This window comes from Sporosarcina ureae (assembly GCF_029267015.1).
Classification (GTDB): Bacteria; Bacillota; Bacilli; order Bacillales_A; family Planococcaceae; genus Sporosarcina; species Sporosarcina ureae_D.
In genome coordinates, this window is record NZ_JARIEA010000064.1 from 1 (window position 1) to 21,023 (window position 21,023).

Genomic DNA, 21,023 nt, shown 5'->3' on the forward strand with positions numbered 1-21,023 from the left:
CAGGTACCTTTTAAAATACTTACATTTGTCTAAAGCACAGCTAATATTTATCTATGAAAATTCCTCCAGAAGGTGAGAAAGCAGATGATTTGTCAGAACCCATTCATGTATACTGACAGTAAGGATCAATCTATAGGGAGGAATATACATGAAAAAGAAAATACTCGCTTATCGACGGCTAGAGCAACCGGTTTATGATCGACTAGCGAAGGACTATGACGTTCGACTGTTTGAAGATCCAGAAAACGACTCTGATTACCCTGAATTCTTGCGTGAGGCGGAAGGCGTAATCGGAATTGGTTTCCCTGGGAATGCAGCGATTCTTGATAAGGCGCCGAATCTGAAAATCATCAGCAACGTATCCGTCGGTTACAACAATCTCGAACTGGCTGATCTGACAAAACGTGGTGTTATGGGGACTCATACGCCTGGGGTGCTCGACGATACTGTGGCTGACATGGCGATGGGGCTGATGCTTGCGACGGCGCGGAGGATGCCTGAGCTTGATGGCTATGTTAAACGGGGCTTGTGGAAAGGTCTTCTGCCGAATGAATGGTACGGTGTGGACGTCCATCACAAAACTCTCGGTATCATCGGTATGGGGCGTATTGGCAGTGCAATCGCCAAACGCGCGCGGTTCGGCTTCGATATGGACATCCTGTATCATACGAGAACAAGGAAGCCGGAAGCGGAGGAACGGTTTGATGCATCTTACCGGGACCTTGACAGTTTGATGAAAGAATCTGATTACGTCTGTCTTGTAATCCCGTTGACTGAAGAAACGCGGGGCATGATTGGCAGCGAGCAGTTCCGTCTTATGAAGCCGTCCGCTATCTTCCTCAATATCTCGCGTGGCGGCACCATCATCGAAAAAGATTTAATCGATGCACTACAACAAAATGAAATTGCCGCAGCGGGCCTCGATGTGTTTGCACAGGAACCTGTCGACCCGGAGAATCCACTGTTGCAGATGAAGAACGTCGTCACTTTACCGCATATTGGCTCCTCAACCCATGAAACAGAAGTCGCGATGGCGCATCTTGCTGCTGATAATCTTATAGCAGGACTAGAAGGCAAGAAACCAGCGAACTTGTTGAATCCCGATGTTCTCGGACAATGATGCAGCAGTAAGCAAGACCAAGTCCGGAGCTACGCGTGACGATGGATTTGTAATCAGAATAAGGAATAGAAAAAAGGGTACTTGTGCATAAAACAATCATGAACATTTTCTTGAATAGGAACTTTTTATTACATTGGAACGAATGAGTTCATTCATGAAAATTCAAAAAGTTTTATAATCTGTCCCTCAGAAAGAAGGCACCACATGACACCAACAAATTTCCTGGAAAATAACTTCCCAAATTTAAATCTAGAATCTCCACTATTTTACTCTTGGAAACCAAGCATACGATTCGAACTTGGCGTGAACGAAAGTTCTCTCAGCATTCACGAAAACCCTTTATATCTACCAGGGGTCTGCCAACGAGCTATCGATTTATTCGAAGCGTTGCATGCACCTGAAGATGATCTTTATCTTGTAGTAGACGTCCACGATTTTGGAGATAGATCTACCCTGAAGCGGAAGTTAAATGTCTTTGCTAAGTATGTAAAACACCAGTCAATATTGTACCGATTACAACACGAGACGTTTTTAGAAGAGAATGAAGACGAGAGCTATCGTATACATCGATTCAGCTTGAGATGCCGTCGTTCGGATTTCCAGTATGCAGCCCTTCTGAAGGCGATTTGCAATCAGGACATGGGGAAAAGTCCGAGCATTCACTATCCAATCTATTTTTTGAACGAGACAAAAGGTACCATCTACTATGTCTACGACGACAGGGGCTGTGATCTGCTTGGAGTGGATACAGAAACGGTTCGTTGGATATATAACGAGTTCAATGAATGGATCTTAGATTATGATCGAGTAGAAATTAATGAGACGTTTAGTTAATTAAAATTGAGATTCATTCAATTGACTAATAAAAGCGACACAATACAAAAAAACGATCACGTACAATGTGATCGTTTTTTTAGTTGACTTAAAGAATAAACTGTTATATGGTTATATACATAACTATAACACCATGCAACGACATAGCATAACATAACATGAGAAGAGGTGAATGAAGCGGTGAGTAAAACTTTGGATGATAAAAAGCTCATATATCTTCAAATTAAAGAAATGATTGAAGACCAGATTTTGAATAATCAACTGCAAGCACATGATCAAATTCCATCCACAAACCAGCTCGTTCAGTTTTATAAAATTAATCACATTACGGTTTCAAAGGGAATTAACCTTCTGGTTGAAGAAGAGATTATTTATAAAAAAAGAGGTGTGGGCATGTTTGTGATGGAAGGAGCAAAAGAGAAGTTGATCGTCAAACGAAGAGACGAATTCGCAGAGGAATTTGTACTGCCAATGTTAAAAGAAGCGAAGAAACTGATGTTAACCGACAATGATCTTCTGAAATTATTGGAAAAGTTGAAAGGGAGTGTGTAGGATGACAAAAAAAGTAGAGGCGAAGAATGTACATGTTTCTTATAAAGATTTTCAAGCATTACATGATATCGACTTGGTGCTAGAAAATGAGAAGATTTATGGTTTAATCGGACGTAATGGAGCAGGAAAAACTAGTCTGCTATCTTTGTTAGCCGGCTACCGAAAAGCGACAAGCGGTGAAGTTAAAATGGATGGAGAAGCGATTTTCGAAAACGAGAAAGCGATGTCTCAAATTACATTTGTTTATCAAACAGACTATAAAGATAATCATGATACCATTCGTAAATACTTTGATCTAGCCGAGCGCTACCGTCCAACATTTGATCGAACATACGCTGAACAATTAGCTAAAGTATTTCAACTCCCTCTAAACAAACCACTAAAGACGTTGTCAGCAGGTAAGCAGTCTGCTTTTCAGGTAACTTTCGGGCTAGCAAATAGAACACCTATCACGATTTTTGACGAAGCCTATCAAGGGATGGATGCCCCCACTCGTGAAATTTTTTACAATGAAATCTTAGAGGAACAAGCACGATATCCTCGGACTTTCATCTTATCTACACACTTAATTTCGGAAATGGAGTACTTATTTGACGAAGTTTTAGTTATTCATCAAGGCAGGTTAATACTTCAAGAGGAAGTGGATACGCTTCTCGAAAGAGGGTATTCGGTTACAGGTCCAACTCATGATGTACTAGAAGCTGTCACAGGGCTTCACGTATTAAATGAAGAACAGCTAGGTGGCACAAAATCGGTGATGCTGTATGGGGAATTAACGAAAGAAAAAGAAGATGAAATAAAACGAAAAGAGCTAGATATAGGAACTATTTCGCTTCACGATTTATTTATTCATTTAACGAAGGAGGGTCTGTAAATGAACGAAATGGGAAAGAAAGTAGCTGCTGATCTCTACTTAGTCCAAATGAAATGGGTAGCGTGGTATTTATCGATCGTGTATGTAATGTACTTTGCGATTGTTTGGTTTATCAATGAACCAGATATTCGATCCATGTCGTTACTGACCTTTACATTTCAAACATCTACAATATTTATGCTCGTGTGTGGAATTCTTTCAAGCTCCGTATTCTTACCACTTTATGTGAATCACGGTGTTACTAGAAAGTCCTATTTCCAAGGCGCGTTGGTATCTGCAATAGGTTTAGCTAGTACGATCATCGGTCTGACAACCATTCTAACGTGGATCGTTCATGTATTAAAAATAGATGCGTTCAAAGAAGTGGTACTATCATCACTTGGAGTAAACAGTTGGATCATGACTAGTATCGCTTATTTCCTAGTCGTCATGATGTACTCTTTAGTCGGATGGCTCATCGGATTAGGATTTTATCGCTATGGGGGGATTGGCGGATTTGTTACGATTATAGCAGGTCTCGTAATCGTATCGTTAAATGATTTATTATGGTCGTTCAATACTCCTAAACCATTGATGGGATTGCTTACCTATGATTTTCCGGTGCCGAATATTGTAGTTGCGATTGTAGCGTCATTCGCTATAGCGGCGATCACTGTCATAGCCGTTTATAAAGTAGTGAAAGATACGCCGATTAAAATAGCATGATATAAAATGATTCGATTGTAGAATAGTTGAAATGAAAGACGAGGTTCATAAATGAAAATAGTTAGCCAACAAGTCCAAGAATTATCCATCGCGTCTTTAGAATCCACTTATATGAAGCTTTCAAATGCGTATGAAAGTATGACGGAAAAAGGTTCCAATACTACCCTTGTACTAAAAAGACGTGATGCTATAAAAGTAGGATTGGATAGCTTACGAGATGTTTGGTGGGATGAAAAAATTTTCTGTGAGGAAGAAGCGATCTTACAATCTAAAGATATTCTACAAAGTATGATTCCCTCTATTGAAAAACAACTTGCGAAAGTAGGGGATGGTAGTCCTCAAAAGACATTAAATATGCGTCGTTTAACTGCACTTGAACTGGCAATCGAATCATTGGAGGATCGTCTGAACTAAGTACCTGTATGCATCTTAATTGCTTGTAATACAGGTGCTTTTTCTACTATAATCAAAAATACGTATTCGGTATCATATAAAAGGAGACGGTAGAAATGGTTGATAAAAAAGTAGAAAAAGCAGCGTTTGCGGGAGGCTGTTTCTGGTGTATGGTGAAACCGTTTAAAGAATGGCCAGGAGTGCAAGACATCGTGTCCGGCTATATGGGCGGGCATCTCGATAATCCAACATATGAAGATGTGAAAAAAGGTACATCCGGTCATGTGGAAGTTGTTGAAATCACGTTTGACCCTGTACTGTTTCCTTATGACAAGTTGCTTGAAGTATACTGGCAACAAATCGATCCAACTGATGCAGAAGGTCAATTTCAAGACCGTGGCCCATCCTACACAACTGCCATTTTCTATTACACAGAGGCACAACGGGAAGCTGCTGAAAAATCGAAAGACAAACTAGCCGCAAGCGGTATTTTCACAAAACCAATCGTCACACCCATCCGCCCAGCTGAAACGTTCTATCCGGCAGAAGAATATCATCAAGACTATTACATAAAAGAAGAAGAACATTATGAAGAAGATCGTGCACGTTCAGGTCGCAATGAATTTATTGCTGAGCACTGGGGAAAGTAGTAGGAATCGCGAGAAGTGAGGACGTTCTTTCATACTTAAGATAAAAACAGAGATGTGTAAAGTAGTTATATACAACCACAATTCAGCATCGCGTCAAATACAAGAAACCCTTCCACGACCTAAATCAGTCGTAGGAGGGTTTTTGTTCTTTAATATAATTCACAGTCGCTTCATAAACAGCTGGCGCAGCATGCCGTTTAACTTGATCGAGTAGTTCACCGTGATCTTGGAACGGCAGAGTTTCTTCATCACCATTATATTTACGATAGTAACGGTCTTCGTTAATCGAGTACGTGCCGTCATCTGTCAATTTGGCGATAAGTAATGCTTTGTTAAAAGAAGAATCTGGGCTGTGATGGATTTGCTGTTTCACATCGTTCAAATGTGCCCAGTCGACTTCGTCAGGAGATAGGCTATAGCGAAGTTCCCAATTGTTGTCTTTTAGTTGTTCAAATACCATCGTGCCTTTTTCAGTCGTCTCGCTTCGCAACCGAAATGTGCCAGCAGGAGAAGTAACAGGTTCTCCATCTAATGCGACAGGCTGGTTGACAAGGTTATTGCCGAAACCATTGTCGATCAGATACAGTGTATTTTCGTATTCGAGCAAGTTCACGACGTGAGTACTATCCATGACGAAGCTGTTTCGCGGCGAGGGTGCCCAAACAGTGCCAGCAGCGAGTTGTACAGGAAAGCCTAAATCTTTAAGTGCAATATACAGCAGGCCATTAAGTTCATAGCACAAGCCGCCACGTCCTTGTTTCATCATTTTATCTTCAAGATAGTGCTCCGTAATAGGTTCTTCATTCGCAAGCAAAACATCCAAGTTTTCAAATTCGAACTGCTCGGCGAAAAGTTTCTGAACTTGGCTGATCTGCTCAAGTGGTGTGCCGGTAAGTGTTAAACGTTTTGAAATCCATTGCAGCATATTTTATCGATCCTTTCTTCAGTAGGAATAACCTCATCATAGCAAATGTTCTTGAGATGATAAAAGTATGACGTAATGATTGTTTAAGCAATCTATGAAAGATGGGTGTGCAGGTATTCAAACGATATGTAAATGAAGTATATGGAAAACCAGGTTATACAAAAACTAATATTCAGCTCATTCCATTGAAAGAGGGGAAAGGTACACTCCATATCAGTGGTACTCTTTCAGACAAGCTATCACTTGGTAAGCGCGTCATTTATTAAGTAAGAACTATTTACATACCAAGTCCCTACACAATTATGTGGGGATTTGGTATTTTTATTTGAAACTTTTTTTGAGTTTTTCCGTCTGTACGGTGCATAAGTGATGAAAATACATACTACGAATTTAGGAGAGAAACAGATGAAGAAAAAACTAACAGCGGCGTTTATCGCATTACTACTCATAGCTCCAGCCATGCCGTATCCAGCACATGCGGCCGAGTTTACGGATATGAATGGCCATTGGGCGCAAAAAGAGATCAAGTATTTATATGACCGCAACATTATTGGAGGATATCCAGACGGTACATTCAAACCGAATGAACCGATCACACGAGCGCAAGCATCCGCCATGCTGATCAAAGCTCTAAAGATTCCACTCGTGGAAAATCCAAAAGTAATGTTTAAAGACGTTTCAAAGAAGTCCCCTTATTATAAAATTCTCGCAACGGTAAATGAAAAAGGAATTCTCCGTGGAGACCATGGGTTAATGCGCCCAGGTGAAAATACATCACGTGCGCAAATGGCAGCCATTTTACGTCGTTCATTCGATATACCGTTTGACAGCCAACCAACTTTTGTTGATGTAGTTCCAGCGCACTGGGCGTATGCCGACATTAACGGCATTGCCAAACAACGCATTTCAGGCGGATCGGAAGGCAAGTATATGCCGGCCCAATCGGTGACGCGCGCACAGTTTTCTGCTTTTCTGACACGAGCGCTTGACGATTCGATGAAACTCAGTCGTTACCATTCATATGTCAGCCAGAAAGGAAAAACAGTTGAGCAGAATGGTTTTTCGTACAGTATAGGTAATGGATTGATGAAAAAAGATTTGAAAACGAATAAAAGTGAAGAGATCTTGAGTGAGCTAGATTTCGAAGGTAGCGACGGGAATTGGATTAGTTATATGGAAAATTGGTTTGATGTCATTGTCTATAATGATGAAGTATTCATTCCCTATTTAAGTGCAATTGGCCAAGCTTCAGAATTACCGATGGAGTATGGTGTCATTCGGACGAAAACAGAACGCTTTACGGGGCCGAAAGATTCTATGATTATGCCTTCCCTTTTCGGTGAGACGATGCGAAACGTATTTATTTGGAATGACCGCATCTATTATACAAATGAAGCAACGAATAGAGACTATTACCGAACGCCTAACATCCCAAAAGATAGTAAGTTGACACTCAACTCTGTCGCAATGAATGGATCGGACAGAAAAAAAGAACGCGATTTTGATGCAAGAATCCTATTTTACGAAGATCCGAAAGAAAAATCATTTATTCCAAATGAAAATCAAAACAATGCATCCGTGCTGTACGATCATTCGACGATGTATTATTTCAATAAAACAGGTATTTATAAGTACAGCCTGCTGGATAAGGAGACGAGTAAATTATCAAGTATTCAAGGGAAACATATGTCTGTATCTGACACACAGTTGATCGTAATAGGCCAAGATGGGAAGAAATATGTGTTTAAGAAGTGAGGGAGCATTTATGTAACGGCCATTAAGATGAAGATACTTTTATAAGACTATATAATAGAAAAGACCGCTAATCGTTAGACGAATTAGCGGTCTTTTTCACGTACTATATACATAACTTGTCTACTTACACCCGAACTCGTTTCACAAACAATGACGCAATGAATCCAGTAATAGCAAATCCAGCGATAAAGTAGAACGCATATTTCGTACCCGCCGCAATCATTTCAGCAGCCGAAGCACTAGGTGAAGTGTCTAAAAATACATTTTGCCCATGTATCATAAATGTAATCGCCAACGCTGTTCCTGTAGCGCCTGCGATTTGTTGTAAGGTATTCATGACAGCTGAGCCGTCCGCGTAAAGTTCGCGCGGTAATTCATTTAACCCATTCGTTTGAGCAGGCATAATAATCATAGAAATACCTACAAAATAGATTAGGAATGCGATGATCACTTGCCAAATTGGCGTTTCAGCCGAAATAATGACGATAAATAATACACTTGCGACCGCTGTAAATAAAAAGCCGATCGGTAAGATCTTTTTGACACCAAACTTGTCCGACAGCATTCCTATGATGGGAGACAATAATGCGTTCATCGCGCTACCTGGCAGCAAAGCAAATCCTGCGACTGCTGCGCTGACGAGCAAAGATGTTCGCATATACAGAGGAAGTAAAATGGCCGAAGAGAGAATTAAAAACATGCCGATGAACAACAGCACGACCCCTAACGTGAACATCGGATATTTAAACACACGTAAATTGATCATCGGGTGCTTCATCTTGAACTGCCTTACCGCAAATAATGATAGGGAGACTAAACCGACTACTAATGGAAGATATACGTATGCAGATGTTAAAGACTTTTCTGCCATAGTACTTAAACTATAAATGACTCCGCCAAATCCAACTGTTGATAATACAATCGAAACGATATCAATCGCTGGCTTCGTGATTTGTGAGACGTTGTCAATTTGTTTGAGACCGAATACGATCAATCCTACATAAAACACCAAACTGACCCAGAATATATATGACCAACCGAGTGTATCGACAATCAATCCGGACAACGCAGGCCCAATTGCAGGAGCTGTCGTGATCACAAGCCCCATGACGCCCATAACGGCACCGCGTTTATGGATTGGGAATATCAATAAAATGACGTTCATCATTAATGGTAATAATATTCCTGTTCCAATCGCTTGCACGACACGACCTATAAATAACACGGCAAAACTCGGAGCGAACCCCGCTAGAAATGAACCGGCTATGGAAAAGGCCAAAGATGCCACGAGCAATTGTTTTGTTGTGAACCACCGAATTAAGAGAGAAGACACAGGTACTAAAATACCGAGCGTTAATAAGTATCCTGTTGTCAACCACTGAGCGGTAGCTGAGTTGACCGAGAAATCGTCCATAATATTTGTCAGAGCCATATTTAATGCTGTTTCACCAAACAACCCAATAAAGGCTCCGAACATCAGAGTGAAAGCCATAGCTTTAGGATGACGTACTTGAACAATTTGTAATGATGACACGAGTTACTTCCTTTCTAGAACAATAAATTAAAAAAGCTTACATGCGTGCAATATTCATTATGCCGCTAGAGCAGTATAACATGTAACTATAACCTGGGAAATAGTATAGTACTGTACGCGCTTGGTTTAGGTCTATTAGTTTCGGCAAGATCCTAGGCATGATGTAAACATACTGGTTTAAATAAGTTAGTAAGTAATTAAGTATCTAAGGAGAGATTGCATGAGAATAATAGATGTAGAAGTCACATGTCGAAACATTCTTCTTGAAAGACCATTTAAAACCGCTCTACGGACAGCGACTGAAATCGACAGTATTGAAGTTACTATTCATTTGGAAAATGGGATAGTAGGTATGGGATCCGCCGCACCTACTTGGGTAATTACAGGAGATTCAACGGAAAGTATTCAAGCTGCTTTGTCGGGTCCAATAAAAAAAGTATTGTTAAATCAACACATGGATAATTTTCAATCTTTATTGATGGATATCCAAACTAGTTGCGTAGGAAATACAAGTGCCAAAGCGGCAGCAGATATCGCGATGTATGATGCGTACAGTAAGTTGTTGGGAATTCCACTCTACCGTTATTTAGGAAATCAAAAACAATTGAAAACGTGTATGACAATTGGGGTAGATACACCTGAGATCATGTCAAAAGACGCGATGATAAATGTGGATTCTGGGTTTAAGAGCTTGAAAGTAAAGGTCGGCTCCACACCGGAATTGGATATTGCTCGAGTTTCTGCAATACGTGCAGTTATACCGCCAAATGTTACGTTGCGTCTAGATGCCAATCAAGGATGGAACCCTAAACAAGCCGTTCAATTAATCAATCTAATGGAACGTGAGAACTTGAATATAGAATTCATTGAACAGCCAGTCGCTGCACATGATTTGGAAGGATTAAAATTTGTTACGGACCACGTCCATATTCCAATTATGGCAGACGAAAGTTTATTCTCGCCGCGTGACGCGCTGAAATTAGTCAGTGGAAAATATATTGATTTATTGAATATCAAGCTGATGAAGTGTGGAGGGATCTCCAATGCGTGGAAAATTGCCAGTATTGCAGAAACAGCTGGTGTTCATTGCATGATAGGCAGCATGATGGAGTCTGATCAATCGGTAGCGGCCGCAGCACATTTTGCGGTAGCTCATCCTAATGTACGATACTTTGATCTTGATGCACCTTTGTGGTTGAAAGAAAAGCCAGAATTCATGAAGTATGTGGGGGAAGACATCACCTTGTCTACACATCCAGGTATAAGCAAAGTATAATCACCCAGAAGCACCCATGCATTGAGTACTTCCACGCGGGTGCTTTTTAGATGTGCACGATAGAAGGCGTCTGAAATGTAGAAATGTTTATTTGCGTTTACGCAGGGAAGATAAATAGAGTATCTACACAAGTACAATTAATAAAAATGAAAGGTGTTTGAGTAAAATGGAAAAACTACAAACGATGCGACTAAATGACGGAACGAGCCTTCCGTCCATTGGATTTGGGACGGTACAAGTCAAAGGTGCACGAGGTATCACGTCTGTATTATCCGCAATCGAAGCAGGCTACAGACTCATCGACACGTCTACCAACTATAACAATGAAGGCATGGTAGGCGAAGCCGTTCGACGTTCATCTACGCCGCGCGAAGAATTGATCATCAGCTCAAAACTTCCCGGTCATTCACACAGTTACGATAGAGCGATACTCATGATTCAAGAATCGCTCTATCGTCTCGGTCTCGATTACTTTGATAAATATTTGATTCATTGGCCGCTTCCAAAACAAGGTCAATACGAAGAAGCATGGCAAGCGTTAGTCGATGCACAGAAATTCGGACTGATCAAGACAATTGGTGTATCGAATTTCTTACCGGAACATTTGGAGAAAATCATTGAAAAGACAGGCGTCACACCAGCGACCAACCAAATCGAGCGCCATCCGTACTTTAACAATAACGAACTAGTCGAATACAATAAGAGTCGTGGAATCGTTACAGAAGCTTGGAGTCCTTTAGGCCGCGAAATAAATGACGTCTTAACAAACAAGACGATTGTATCGATCGCTGAAAAATATAACAAAGAACCAGCACAAATTATTATACGCTGGAACTTACAAAACGACATATTGACTGTCGTGAAATCTTCGTCATACGCTCATCAGAAAGCTAATCTGGATGTATTCGACTTCGAACTAAGCAAAGAAGATATGAAACAAATTGATGCATTGGATAAAGGTGAAGCTGGAAGAGTGGAAGGTCAGCACCCGAATGAATATGAAGAGTTTGATTGAATATTTATCGATACAAAACAAATGACTACTACCTGTATGAGAAGCAGAAATACCTGTTTCTTCTACAGGTATTTTTTCTTCTCGAAAGAATTCTAAATACTCTATTACATTTTATAATCTTATATGATACAATACATATTACATTACTAAGGATTAAAGGGAGATGGGTATATGTCGACGAAAAACAGTACACTAGTTAAGATTGCCGCAACAGCGAAGTGGGATCAGGGCGTTCGCTCCACACATAGCATTCGTAATTTCGAAGCGTTTCCGATGGATGAGCCGGTAGAATTGGGCGGAACAGATACTGGCGCCAATCCACTCGAATTTATCGCAGCTGCACTGAATGGTTGTAAAGCAGTCATGATCCCTTTAATTGCGACAGAACAAAACTTCACATTCACTGCAATTGATTTTGATACAACAGGAATCGTAGATGCGCGTGGCTTGATGGGAGAAGAAGGCGTGAAAACACATTTCCAAAAAGTACGCTTTGTTTGTGAAATCACGACGAATGAATCAGAAGAAGCGATCGATCAATTGAAAGCTGAAGTAGAGAGAAGATGTCCAGTATATAATTTATTTGCGGATGCGGGAATTTCGCTTGAGTCTAAATGGATTAAGAAATAATTATTCAACGTTTGTGCCGGATGTATTGGTGCAGGCGTTTTTTTATTTGTGCATTCGTTTGCTTATTAGCAAACATAAGTTAGTCTTGTTTGATAATAAGCAAACAACTATAATGAAAGATAGTTTTTACTAACTGCTTTTCTCTTAACGTTGTATACTATACATACAGCATGTCACATCTTGAAAAAGAAATGAGGTACAGCCAATGGATCAGGAAAGAGCTAAGTTTAAAGGCATGGCGACATGGTTCCGCAAATGGTTTTTAGATAATAAAGTCGTTGCAATTTTATTGATTACTTTATTGCTACTAGCGAATTTATTACTCTTTTCAAAGATTACATACCTTCTGCATCCCGTAAAAGAGTTTTTCAGTGTGATTGGATTGCCAGTAATTATGGCGGGGATTTTATTTTATCTACTGAATCCGTTAATTGATTGGCTCGAAAGAAAAAAAGTTCCGCGTATTGGTGGAATCGTTACCGTCTTTCTAGTGATTATCGGCTTGGTCGTATGGGGGATTATTATTCTGATTCCGATCATACGTGAACAGACCATTAGCTTGATTGAAAACTGGCCGACTTATTGGAATCGATTAATCGAACAGGTGGATCATTTATTAAATAGCACGATATTTTCGCAATTGCAAACACAATTGGCCGGTGTCAATGCGAATGTCATTAAGTCCATTTCCGAGCAAGCGAACCAAGTGATGGATTCCACATTCTCAGGAATCGGTAGCGTAGTAGGGACTGTTACAAATTTAGTCATCGCCTTAGTGACGATGCCGATTTTATTATTCTTTTTATTGAAGGATGGACGCAGTTTACCGTATCACGTAATGAAGTTACTTCCGACGAAGACTCGGATACCGATGTATAATTTACTGAAAGAAATCAATACGCAAATTAGCCAATATATTCGTGGCCAATTGCTTGTAGCTTTCTTTGTAGGATTAATATTTTGGATTGGATTCGCAATCATCGGTCTCGAATATGCGGTGTTATTAGCCATTGTGGCGGGATTATTGAATTTGGTTCCGTATTTAGGTTCATTTATGGCGATGATCCCGATAGTCATTGTCGCGATTGTTGCGTCACCGTTCATGCTCGTCAAAGTACTAATTGTTTTCGCTATTGAACAATTGCTAGAAGGTCGTTTGATTCAGCCGTTAATTTTAGGCAGTAACTTAAAAATCCATCCCGTGACGATTATTATCGTCCTACTGACCGCGGGTAAACTATTCGGTGTACCTGGAGTTATTCTTGGAATACCTGCTTATGCGGTACTGAAAGTAATATTCCAACATATTTTCGCTTGGTACCAAGACTATTCGGGATTATATACCGTAGCGTACAATCCGGCACCTGAACCGAGTGCGCCGATTGCGAAGAAGCGGAAGAAAGTTCGGTCATTTAGGAAGAAAAAGAAATAAAAAATACCTGTGCGTTAAACGTTTGTGAGGATAAAACCATCATAAATGTTGCGCACAGGTATTTTCATGTTCAGTTAGACTTGGTTCGCTTGATGTAATTGAGCGAATGTCCCGTTTTGCTCGAGTAAACTTTGATATGTTCCTTGCTCTTCAATGCCGTCTTCCGTCATGACGATGACTTGATCGGCATTGCGGATCGTCGTCAAACGATGTGCAATGATAAGCGTCGTGCGATTAACCGCCAATTCTTCGAGCGATTGTTGAATGATACGTTCAGTCTCCGTATCAAGTGCGGAAGTCGCTTCATCCAAAATAAGAATGGGTGGATTTTTTAAGAACATGCGGGCGATTGCCAGACGTTGTTTTTGACCGCCTGACAGTTTCAATCCGCGTTCACCGATCTGCGTTTCATAACCGTTCGGCATACTGCTGATCAAGTCGGTAAGATGGGCTTTTTCTGCCGCTTCATAGACTTCTTCGTCTGTCGCGTGCAATTTACCGTACGCAATATTATCACGAATCGTTCCAGTAAACAAAAACACATCTTGTTGGACGATGCCGATTTGATCCCGTAATGATTTTTGCGTCATATTGCGAATGTCCATTCCATCAATGGAAATCGAGCCTTCATTGACTTCATAGAAACGGGGAATGAGTGAACAAATTGTCGTCTTTCCTGCACCGGACGGACCGACGAACGCAACAGTTTGTCCTGCCTGAATCGTTAAATCGATATTGCGTAAGACCGGACGATGTTCATCGTATCCGAATGTTACATTAGAAAGAGTAATGTCTCCGTGTAAATGGGCGACTTCAACAGCGTCCTTCGCGTCTTTAATTTCAGGCTCTTGATTGATCAAGTCACGAAAACGACTGAATCCTGCCATGCCTTTTGGGTATAACTCAAGCAACGCGCTGATTTTATCGATTGGTTTGATCAAAATATTGCTGAATAAAATAAAGCTGACTAGTTCACCGTACGTTAACTTATCATTAACCGTGAACCACGCACCGACGATCAGGATGACGAGCGTTACGAGTCGCGTAAGCATGTACATCGAAGACGTCGCCCACGCCATGACTTTATACGCTTTTAGTTTAGCCAAGCGGAAGTAGTCATTGTCTTGTTGGAAACGGCGCAATTCGAAGTCTTCATTCGTAAAGGATTTCACGACGCGTGATCCTGAAACTGAATCTTCTACTCGGCCATTGACATCTGCGATATTTTGGTACATTTTATGCCACGCTGCATTCATCCGTTTATTTGAAAATGCCACAACGACTGCGAGTAGCGGAACCATGACGATCGCAATTAACGCGAGTTCGGGATTGATTGAATACATTAAGCCGAAAGCGCCAAGAATAGTCATGATCGCAATGAATGCATCTTCTGGTCCGTGATGGGCGAGTTCGCCGATATCGAACAAATCGGTCGTGATGCGCGTCATAATATGGCCGGTCTTCGTATTGTCAAAAAAACGGAATGATTGCTTCTGTACATGTTCGAACAATTCGCGGCGCATATCGGTTTCGATATTGATGCCGAGCTTATGCCCTAAATAGCTGACGATATAATGAAGAAACGTACTGACTAGATAAACAAGTAATAATAAAAAGCTGATGGTGACAATTTTATTCCAATCACCGGACGGTAGAAGTCCGTCGATAAACCACTGAACGGCGAGAGGAAAAGCAAGTTCAAGAAGTGCTACGAAAATCGCACTGAAAAAATCGATCAAGAACAAGCGACGATGTGGCTTATAATAAGCGAAGAATTGTGTAATCATGTAGTAATTCCTTTCGTTTGATGTATTCCTAGTATAAGAGAACGTTCTGAAAAAAGCATCTAATTGAGAATGGAATAGGTGAAACACGATGAAAAACACATCTAATTGAGAATAAAAGCTATAATGTTTGTGAACATACATGTTGTTTGTAATATGCAAAAGTGTTTACAACGTGAGATAATAAGGAATGATTAAAAAAGATGATGGATCAAGAAAGCTTGATGTTATGAAAACGCAGAAGCTTCACGGTTTCAAGCGTTGTTCATACTACTAATGAGAAAGTTCTTTCCATTAAAGGAGGTAACAACTAGATGACGTATGTTTTACTACTAATTGGTTTTGCATTATTAATAAAAGGAGCCGACTATTTTGTCGATGGTTCTTCTAATATTGCTAGACTGCTGAAAATCCCGCCTATTTTGATCGGCTTGACAATTGTTGCTCTTGGTACGAGCTCTCCAGAAGCGACGGTCAGTATTATTGCGGCGCTCGGCGGAAACGCGGACGTCGCAGTCGGTAACGTAGTCGGAAGTAATATTTTCAATATCACTGTCGTAATCGGAATCGCGGCTTTTCTGTTTCCGCTGAAGGTACAAAGTGAGACGATCAAGAAAGAAATTCCGTTTACATTACTTGCAAGTATCGTCATGTTGGTGTTGATGAGTGATATCGCACTTCAAGGTTTCAGCAATAATGTGCTCACGCGTAGCGATGGTATTATTTTCTTAATATTCCTTTCGATTTTTATGTATTACGTGATTGAAATCGGCCTCCGTAGCCGACAAAATGCCACATTGACCCAAGTAACGGAAAATGTGAAGTGGGGCAAGAATATACTCATCACGCTCGTCGGACTGGCAGCGATTATATTCGGCGGTGATCTAGTCGTGGATAACGCAACGAAAATCGCGTATTCCCTCGGGATGAGTGAAACGCTGGTCGGTCTGACGATTATCGCCATCGGAACATCATTACCTGAATTGGTAACGTCGATTTCGGCCGCGTTGAAAAAAGAGAGTGAAATTGCGCTCGGGAACATTGTCGGGAGTAATATTTTCAATATCCTGTTCGTCCTTGGTGCGTCTTCCGCCATCACACCGATCGCGGTGAACGATAAAGTCTTTATCGACGTCATCATCATGATCGCACTGACTCTGGTCTTACTCGTATTCGCGAGAACCGGCTTCAGAGTCGGCAAGCGCGAAGGCTTGATGCTCGCCGCAACCTACGTCATTTACTTGGTGTATGTTATTTTACGTAATTAAATGATGTAATGAAATTCAGTTCGCAACAAAAAGAGTTCCTGCCATTGGCATAGGAACTCTTTTATTTTATACCAGTGAAAATATTTCTGGACCTCTATCATAATCACCCCTGTACTCCCGTATACATGGACGGTACGAAAAAAGGGAGGAATTAATTCATGAAACCAGCAATCCAAAACAACAAGGCACAACAGACAAAACAACAGACGTCGATGAAAGCGGCAATCGTAAAAGAATTTCAAACAAAACTACAAATCGAGGACACGGCAAAGCCTGTACCGGGTCCGGGTCAAGCTTTAGTGAAATTGGAAGCATGCGGCGTTTGCCATACAGACTTGCATGCGATAAACGGAGACTGGCCCGTTAAACCGAAACTACCTCTCATTCCTGGACACGAAGGCGTCGGTATTGTCGAAGCGATCGGACCGAATGTTACTGCGGTAAAAATAGGTGATCGTGTAGGGATTCCTTGGCTGTATTCGGCATGTGGAGAATGTGATTATTGTCTACGAGGAAAAGAAACTCTTTGCCACAAGCAGGAGAACGGCGGCTATTCAGTTGATGGCGGATATGCGGAATATTGCTTGGCAGCGGCAGAGTATGTAGCCAAAATTCCTGAGAATCTTAGCTCAGTTGAAGCAGCTCCGATTCTTTGCGCGGGTGTGACAACGTATAAAGCATTGAAAGTATCAGGAGCGAAGCCAGGGGACTGGGTTGCGATTTACGGTATTGGTGGCCTAGGTCATGTCGCGTTGCAATATGCAAAGGCGATGGGCTTCAACGTAGTCGCAGTTGATATTGCGGATGAGAAACTAGAACTTGCGAAGAAGCTAGGCGCTGATATCGCAATAAATGGACGGAAAGAAGATCCTGCTGAAGCGATCCAACAACAAGTAGGCGGAGTACAAGCAGCGATCAGTGTAGCGGTTTCCAAAGTACCATTTGAGCAGGCATACCGTTCCATTAAACGTGGCGGAACATTAGTAGCAGTCGGATTACCGCACGAGGAATTGCCTATTCCTATTTTCAACACAGTATTAAATGGTGTGACGGTAAAAGGATCAATCGTCGGCACACGCATCGATATGAAAGAAGCACTTGATTTTGCTGCACGCGGAAAAGTAAAAGCCCAAATCGAAACAGCGCCCCTTTCTAAAGTAAATGAAGTGTTGGATAAAATGGCAGCAGGGAAGATCAACGGACGTGTTGTATTAACGTTTGATTGAGAAAAGTGATGTACTGAATAGACTAATGAAAAAACAAGCTACTCTCCGGTTCAATTGGAGAGTAGCTTGTAGTGCGTTTTTCACTTGTAGCAGAGCCTTCAAATACAATGGAGAAAGCCTTTTCACTAACACAGAGTTTTATTCATTTTAATATAAAGGCATCCACGTCCGCCAATAATTATTGGCCGCAGCTACCGTTTGAAAATGAATCGCAATGACTTGGGAAGCGGCCGTTAAACTATCCGCGTCTCGTGAATACGTCGGACGCAATACTTTTCTAATCTCTTCTGAAGGTTGTGTTACTTCCACCCCTTTTTGCGCGAGTTTAACAGCGAGCGCAAAGCCTTCATCCGGATTGGCTGTGATCAGCGTTTGGAATGTTTGATTTGCCATGAAGTTCACTCCCTTTGTCTAGTTAATCCTTCTATATATATGCAGTGAAACTAGGTATGTGCTGAAACACGAAAGCAGATTTAAATAGCGTAGATTTCTTTTAAGAGTAAATTTATCGATTGTAATAGACAAGTAATAGGAAGGAACTTTACTTTTTGAAATAATAAAAACCGATAATCTTTTATCAATAATTTTTGAATTTTGTATTGCCAAATATGAATCTATATCGTTTAATTGATTAGTTGTTAAAAAAATCTAAAGGACTGTGATATATGAAAAAGATCGTAAGTGGCATGGCTCTATCCATGCTCGTTGCAGCGTCACTCGTTGCGTGTACACCAAAAGAAGATACTTCGAAGACAAAAGACGAGCCAGTAGAAGACGTAAAGACCGTTCCGCTTTCAGATGAGAAAGACAAGTACTTATCTGTAGTTGACGTAGAATACGCTTTTGATTTCGCTAAAGGCTTGGAAGAATTTAAAACGAATGAAAAGCTCGGTTATCGTACGGCTGGATCTGAAGCGGAACATAAGACGGGCGAGAAAATAGAAAAAGAAATGAAGGAAATAGGACTTACTGAAGTTACGAAAGACGCATTTAAAGTAGATAGTTGGGAGTTTGAGAAAGCAGATCTAACCTTTAAAGACGTCGACGGAAAAGAACATCTCGCTGTTCTTGGCGGTTACCAAGTGAACTTCAATACAGATGGTGTGAAAGAACTCGAAGTCGTTTATGCAGGAAAAGGGACTGCCGCTGACTTAGAAGGCTTGGATATTGAAGGGAAGCTTGTGCTAATCGACATTAACCAGCGTGAAGAATGGTGGATTAATTATCCTACCTATCAAGCGCATGTAAAAGGAGCAGCTGCGGTAATTGCGGTACAAGAAGCCGGCTATGCTGAAGTAGATCCCGATGCGTTGAATGCCCAAGATATTTGTGGACCGGACGATGCACCAGCATTTTCAATGTCTCAGACTGATGCAGGCAATCTGAAAAAGGCACTTGAAGCAAGCGAAGAAGATGCATTTACTGTAAAGTTCGATGCGAAATCGACTGTCAAAATGGATGGCGAAGCGTATAATTATTATGGCAAGATTGTAGGAAAAGACCCTGAATCGTATATTCTATTGTCTGGACACTATGATTCGTACTTTGCTGGATTCCAAGATGATAATGCAGCAATCGGCTTGATGATGGGGATTGCCAAAGGGATGATCGACAGTGGCTATCAGCCGGAGAAGACAATTATCTTCAATGCGATCGCAGCGGAAGAATGGGGAGTTTCAAACACGCGCTATGATTGGTCAACAGGCGCTTACAATCAAATCTTCAAGATTCATCCGGAATGGGTCGGGAAAACATTTGCTAATATGAACTTCGAGCTTCCGGCATTTGAACATACGACACAAGATGAAATCCGTTCCGTGTATGAATTGAATAATTATTTGACAGATTTCACAAAACAAGTGCCACCACTATCGGATGTATACAAAGACGGCATTTCCGTCGTTTCGCCACTACGTACATGGTCGGATGATTTTTCATTCGGAATTGCGGGTGTGCCAGCACTACGGAATGATTTCCAAGATAGTGAATTCATGCATTCCCATTATCACTCTCAATTTGATAGCGAAGAGGCATTTAATGCAGAAGCGTTGAAATTCCACTTGAATCTCTACGGATTGTTGACGATGCATTACGATAAAACAGCGATCGTACCACTCGACTTCACGACACGTTTACTTGCTATGAAAGAATTGATGGATGCAGATGTATTTGATCAAGCAGCAGTTGCGTCAGACAGTTTAACGAATGAAATCGATCAAGCGTTATCCGCCGCTGAAGAGATCAACGTGAAAGTCGCAAAAGTGAATGAAGAATACGCAACCGCCCTTAAAAAAGAAGATGCGGACACTGCGAAGAAATTGTATGAAGAAAGCCGTGAGTTGAACAGCGGTTTACTCGCTGCGTTCAAATATGCGGAAGATCAATTTGTAAGATTAACATGGGAAGATGAACCAATTTTCCCTCATGAACATGCTCAAAACAACGTCAATCACTTGAGTGCTTCCATAGAGGCACTACAAAAAGGTGATGTCGCAACACCTTTGGATGAGAATTTGTCCGCAATCGATAATAACTGGTACGCCTATGCTTTTGATAAAGAAGTATTTAACTACTTCACGGATTACGTGATCAAAGCGCCAAAAGAACAACTGATGTGGGGCGCTGGACGAATTGTCGATCACGAAGATCTATTCGATACGATCCAATCGTTGAAAGCGAAAAAGGACCAGGACAAGCCAGATGTGTCAGAAGAAATCGCGACATTAACTGACGCTTTAGATCGCCAGAAAGAGTTATTACAGAAAACGGTAACAGAGCAAACAGCAAGCGTGAAAAAGCTTGGTGAGCTGTTAACAGAATTAAAATAAGGTGAAATCAGCATCGCATTCAGCGGTGCTTTTTTTATTTAAAAGGATTTTCATAGTAATACAGACATAAAACTACTAGAATTAGTTTATATTGAAAATTCGATAAGTTGTTGAACTTCAATAGTCATAAGAAAGGGAAGTGTGAGGAATTTAAAAACTAGCGCTACGCTTACGACTTTGTGATATTGAAAGGCATCATAATCTCAGAACGAAAATAAAAAC

The 21,023-nt window shown here is 41.0% G+C and carries 19 protein-coding genes; 15 read left to right on the top strand and 4 right to left on the bottom strand.

What is annotated here, in order from left to right; all coding sequences use genetic code 11:
• Positions 1–148: 148 nt before the first annotated feature.
• The 7 genes from Q7P97_RS10800 to msrA all read left to right on the top strand — a co-directional run bounded on the left by Q7P97_RS10800 (position 149) and on the right by msrA (position 5,128).
• The gene (locus Q7P97_RS10800) at positions 149–1,120 is read left to right on the top strand and encodes a 2-hydroxyacid dehydrogenase (protein WP_303969202.1); all 972 of its coding nucleotides are present in this window, start codon (positions 149–151) and stop codon (positions 1,118–1,120) included.
• A 204-nt stretch (positions 1,121–1,324) separates the two neighbouring features.
• Positions 1,325–1,954 carry a DUF3885 domain-containing protein gene (locus Q7P97_RS10805; protein ID WP_303969203.1) on the top strand — a complete coding sequence of 210 codons (630 nt, stop codon included), beginning with the start codon at positions 1,325–1,327 and terminating at the stop codon, positions 1,952–1,954.
• Between the two features lie 180 nt (positions 1,955–2,134).
• On the top strand, positions 2,135–2,506 hold the full coding sequence (locus Q7P97_RS10810; protein ID WP_303969204.1) for a GntR family transcriptional regulator: 372 nt from the start codon (positions 2,135–2,137) through the stop codon (positions 2,504–2,506).
• A 1-nt stretch (position 2,507) separates the two neighbouring features.
• Positions 2,508–3,380 carry an ATP-binding cassette domain-containing protein gene (locus Q7P97_RS10815; protein ID WP_303969205.1) on the top strand — a complete coding sequence of 291 codons (873 nt, stop codon included), beginning with the start codon at positions 2,508–2,510 and terminating at the stop codon, positions 3,378–3,380.
• Positions 3,381–4,085 carry a hypothetical protein gene (locus tag Q7P97_RS10820; protein ID WP_303969206.1) on the top strand — a complete coding sequence of 235 codons (705 nt, stop codon included), beginning with the start codon at positions 3,381–3,383 and terminating at the stop codon, positions 4,083–4,085. It abuts the gene before it with no gap.
• Positions 4,086–4,136: 51 nt separating this feature from the next.
• On the top strand, positions 4,137–4,499 hold the full coding sequence (locus Q7P97_RS10825; RefSeq protein WP_303969207.1) for a hypothetical protein: 363 nt from the start codon (positions 4,137–4,139) through the stop codon (positions 4,497–4,499).
• Between the two features lie 95 nt (positions 4,500–4,594).
• The gene (gene msrA / locus Q7P97_RS10830) at positions 4,595–5,128 is read left to right on the top strand and encodes a peptide-methionine (S)-S-oxide reductase MsrA (RefSeq protein ID WP_303969208.1); all 534 of its coding nucleotides are present in this window, start codon (positions 4,595–4,597) and stop codon (positions 5,126–5,128) included.
• A gap of 124 nt (positions 5,129–5,252) precedes the next feature.
• Here msrA and Q7P97_RS10835 read toward each other — a convergent pair whose 3' ends face one another.
• Positions 5,253–6,053 carry an arylamine N-acetyltransferase family protein gene (locus Q7P97_RS10835; protein ID WP_303969209.1) on the bottom strand — a complete coding sequence of 267 codons (801 nt, stop codon included), beginning with the start codon at positions 6,051–6,053 and terminating at the stop codon, positions 5,253–5,255.
• Positions 6,054–6,458: 405 nt separating this feature from the next.
• On the opposite strand from Q7P97_RS10835, the gene Q7P97_RS10840 reads away from it, so the two are divergent.
• A complete protein-coding gene (locus Q7P97_RS10840; RefSeq protein WP_303969210.1) occupies positions 6,459–7,808 on the top strand; it encodes an S-layer homology domain-containing protein in 1,350 nt (449 codons plus the stop codon).
• Between the two features lie 124 nt (positions 7,809–7,932).
• Here the strand turns inward: Q7P97_RS10840 and Q7P97_RS10845 are convergent, their stop codons facing one another.
• Entirely contained in the window at positions 7,933–9,300 is a 1,368-nt protein-coding gene (locus tag Q7P97_RS10845; protein ID WP_303969229.1) for a DHA2 family efflux MFS transporter permease subunit, read from the bottom strand.
• A gap of 262 nt (positions 9,301–9,562) precedes the next feature.
• On the opposite strand from Q7P97_RS10845, the gene Q7P97_RS10850 reads away from it, so the two are divergent.
• The 4 genes from Q7P97_RS10850 to Q7P97_RS10865 all read left to right on the top strand — a co-directional run bounded on the left by Q7P97_RS10850 (position 9,563) and on the right by Q7P97_RS10865 (position 13,695).
• A complete protein-coding gene (locus Q7P97_RS10850) occupies positions 9,563–10,618 on the top strand; it encodes a dipeptide epimerase (RefSeq protein WP_303969211.1) in 1,056 nt (351 codons plus the stop codon).
• A 166-nt stretch (positions 10,619–10,784) separates the two neighbouring features.
• Complete coding sequence (locus tag Q7P97_RS10855; RefSeq protein ID WP_303969212.1) at positions 10,785–11,633, top strand: aldo/keto reductase; 849 nt, start codon at positions 10,785–10,787, stop codon at positions 11,631–11,633.
• 171 nt (positions 11,634–11,804) lie between these two features.
• Positions 11,805–12,263, top strand: a complete 459-nt coding sequence (locus tag Q7P97_RS10860; protein WP_303969213.1) for an OsmC family protein — start codon at positions 11,805–11,807, stop codon at positions 12,261–12,263.
• 205 nt (positions 12,264–12,468) lie between these two features.
• The gene (locus tag Q7P97_RS10865; protein ID WP_303969214.1) at positions 12,469–13,695 is read left to right on the top strand and encodes an AI-2E family transporter; all 1,227 of its coding nucleotides are present in this window, start codon (positions 12,469–12,471) and stop codon (positions 13,693–13,695) included.
• Positions 13,696–13,769: 74 nt separating this feature from the next.
• Here the strand turns inward: Q7P97_RS10865 and Q7P97_RS10870 are convergent, their stop codons facing one another.
• The gene (locus Q7P97_RS10870) at positions 13,770–15,482 is read right to left on the bottom strand and encodes an ABC transporter ATP-binding protein (protein WP_303969215.1); all 1,713 of its coding nucleotides are present in this window, start codon (positions 15,480–15,482) and stop codon (positions 13,770–13,772) included.
• A 311-nt stretch (positions 15,483–15,793) separates the two neighbouring features.
• Here Q7P97_RS10870 and Q7P97_RS10875 point away from each other — a divergent pair, with 311 nt between their 5' ends.
• Together Q7P97_RS10875 and adhP are read left to right on the top strand one after the other, a co-directional pair.
• Entirely contained in the window at positions 15,794–16,747 is a 954-nt protein-coding gene (locus Q7P97_RS10875) for a calcium/sodium antiporter (protein ID WP_303969216.1), read from the top strand.
• A gap of 212 nt (positions 16,748–16,959) precedes the next feature.
• A complete protein-coding gene (gene adhP, locus Q7P97_RS10880; protein WP_303969230.1) occupies positions 16,960–17,973 on the top strand; it encodes an alcohol dehydrogenase AdhP in 1,014 nt (337 codons plus the stop codon).
• A gap of 147 nt (positions 17,974–18,120) precedes the next feature.
• On the opposite strand, the gene Q7P97_RS10885 is transcribed toward adhP, so the two are convergent.
• Positions 18,121–18,366, bottom strand: a complete 246-nt coding sequence (locus Q7P97_RS10885) for a hexameric tyrosine-coordinated heme protein (RefSeq protein WP_085426275.1) — start codon at positions 18,364–18,366, stop codon at positions 18,121–18,123.
• 272 nt (positions 18,367–18,638) lie between these two features.
• On the opposite strand from Q7P97_RS10885, the gene Q7P97_RS10890 reads away from it, so the two are divergent.
• The gene (locus Q7P97_RS10890) at positions 18,639–20,801 is read left to right on the top strand and encodes a M28 family peptidase (RefSeq protein ID WP_303969217.1); all 2,163 of its coding nucleotides are present in this window, start codon (positions 18,639–18,641) and stop codon (positions 20,799–20,801) included.
• Positions 20,802–21,023: the final 222 nt, after the last annotated feature.